The following is a 2709-nucleotide window of genomic DNA, read 5'->3' as shown; positions in this document are numbered from 1 at the left end:
CGTCACCGCGCTTCCACCCCGGACCTATCAACCTGATCATCTTTCAGGGATCTTACCAGCTAAACTGTGGGAAATCTCATCTTGAGGGGGGCTTCATGCTTAGATGCTTTCAGCACTTATCCCTTCCGCACATAGCTACCCAGCGGTGCCTTTGGCAAGACAACTGGTACACCAGCGGTGCGTCCATCCCGGTCCTCTCGTACTAAGGACAGCTCCTCTCAAATTTCCTACGCCCGCGACGGATAGGGACCGAACTGTCTCACGACGTTCTGAACCCAGCTCGCGTACCGCTTTAATGGGCGAACAGCCCAACCCTTGGGACCGACTACAGCCCCAGGATGCGATGAGCCGACATCGAGGTGCCAAACCTCCCCGTCGATGTGGACTCTTGGGGGAGATCAGCCTGTTATCCCCAGGGTAGCTTTTATCCGTTGAGCGATGGCCCTTCCATGCGGAACCACCGGATCACTAAGCCCGACTTTCGTCCCTGCTCGACTTGTAGGTCTCGCAGTCAAGCTCCCTTATGCCTTTACACTCTGCGAATGATTTCCAACCATTCTGAGGGAACCTTTGGGCGCCTCCGTTACCTTTTAGGAGGCGACCGCCCCAGTCAAACTGCCCGCCTGACACTGTCTCCCACCCCGGTAAGGGGTGCGGGTTAGAATTTCAATACAGCCAGGGTAGTATCCCACCGGCGCCTCCACCGAAGCTGGCGCTCCGGTTTCCAAGGCTCCTACCTATCCTGTACAAGCTGTACCAAAATTCAATATCAGGTTGCAGTAAAGCTCCATGGGGTCTTTCCGTCCTGTCGCGGGTAACCTGCATCTTCACAGGTACTATAATTTCACCGAGTCTCTCGTTGAGACAGTGCCCAGATCGTTACACCTTTCGTGCGGGTCAGAACTTACCTGACAAGGAATTTCGCTACCTTAGGACCGTTATAGTTACGGCCGCCGTTTACTGGGGCTTCAGTTCAGAGCTTCGCCCGAAAGGCTAACCCCTCTCCTTAACCTTCCAGCACCGGGCAGGTGTCAGCCCCTATACTTCGCCTTGCGGCTTCGCAGAGACCTGTGTTTTTGCTAAACAGTCGCCTGGGCCTATTCACTGCGGCTCCTCGGGGCTTGCACCCCAAAGAGCACCCCTTCTCCCGAAGTTACGGGGTCATTTTGCCGAGTTCCTTAACGAGAGTTCTCTCGCTCACCTTAGGATTCTCTCCTCGCCTACCTGTGTCGGTTTGCGGTACGGGCGCCTTTCACCTCACTAGAGGCTTTTCTTGGCAGTGTGGAATCAGGAACTTCGGTACTTTAAATTCCCTCGCCGTCACAGCTCCGCCTTGGCGTGAAGGATTTGCCTCCACGCCGGCCTAACTGCTTGGACGCGAACAACCAGTGTCGCGCTTGCCCTATCCTCCTGCGTCCCCCCATCGTTCAAACGGTGAAGAGGCGGTACAGGAATATCAACCTGTTGTCCATCGCCTACGCCTTTCGGCCTCGGCTTAGGCCCCGACTAACCCTGAGCGGACGAGCCTTCCTCAGGAAACCTTAGGCATTCGGTGGAAGGGATTCCCACCCTTCTTTCGCTACTCATACCGGCATTCTCACTTCTAAGCGCTCCACCGGTCCTTCCGGTCCGGCTTCAACGCCCTTAGAACGCTCTCCTACCACGGACACCAACAGGTGTCCGTCCGCAGCTTCGGTGATACGTTTAGCCCCGGTACATTTTCGGCGCAGAGTCACTCGACCAGTGAGCTATTACGCACTCTTTGAATGGTGGCTGCTTCTAAGCCAACATCCTGGTTGTCTAAGCAACTCCACATCCTTTTCCACTTAACGTATACTTTGGGACCTTAGCCGGCGGTCTGGGCTGTTTCCCTTTTGACCATGGATCTTATCACTCACAGTCTGACTCCCAAGGATAAGTCTTTGGCATTCGGAGTTTGTCTGAATTCGGTAACCCGATGAGGGCCCCTCGTCCAAACAGTGCTCTACCTCCAAGACTCTTACCTTGAGGCTAGCCCTAAAGCTATTTCGGAGAGAACCAGCTATCTCCAAGTTCGATTGGAATTTCTCCGCTACCCACACCTCATCCCCGCACTTTTCAACGTGCGTGGGTTCGGGCCTCCAGCAAGTGTTACCTTGCCTTCACCCTGGACATGGGTAGATCACCTGGTTTCGGGTCTACGGCCCCATACTCATGCGCCCTGTTCAGACTCGCTTTCGCTGCGGCTCCGCCTCTTCAGCTTAACCTCGCATGGGACCGTAACTCGCCGGTTCATTCTACAAAAGGCACGCCATCACCCGTAAATGGGCTCTGACTACTTGTAGGCACACGGTTTCAGGATCTCTTTCACTCCCCTCCCGGGGTGCTTTTCACCTTTCCCTCACGGTACTGGTTCACTATCGGTCACTAGGGAGTATTTAGCCTTGGGAGATGGTCCTCCCGGATTCCGGCGGGATTCCACGTGTCCCGCCGTACTCAGGATCCACTCGGGAGAGAACGAAGTTTCAGCTACAGGGCTTTTACCTTCTCCGGCAGGCCTTTCCAGGCCGCTTCGCCTACCCCGTCCTTTTGTAACTCCCATATGAGTGTCCTACAACCCCGGAGGGCAAGCCCTCCGGTTTGGGCTGTTTCCTGTTCGCTCGCCGCTACTTGGGAAATCGCTATTGCTTTCTCTTCCTCCGGGTACTGAGATGTTTCAGTTCCCCGGGT

General features: G+C 55.3%; 1 rRNA gene. It reads right to left on the bottom strand.

Annotation, left to right across the window (positions count from 1 at the left end):
- Positions 1–2709: ribosomal RNA gene (locus GBH70_RS16195) — 23S ribosomal RNA — on the bottom strand; the annotation flags it as partial.

The sequence above is a fragment of the Weizmannia acidilactici genome, assembly GCF_008974225.1.
GTDB classification, from domain to species: domain Bacteria; phylum Bacillota; class Bacilli; order Bacillales; family Bacillaceae_C; genus Weizmannia; species Weizmannia acidilactici.
This window is presented reverse-complemented; position numbering and strand designations above follow the sequence as displayed.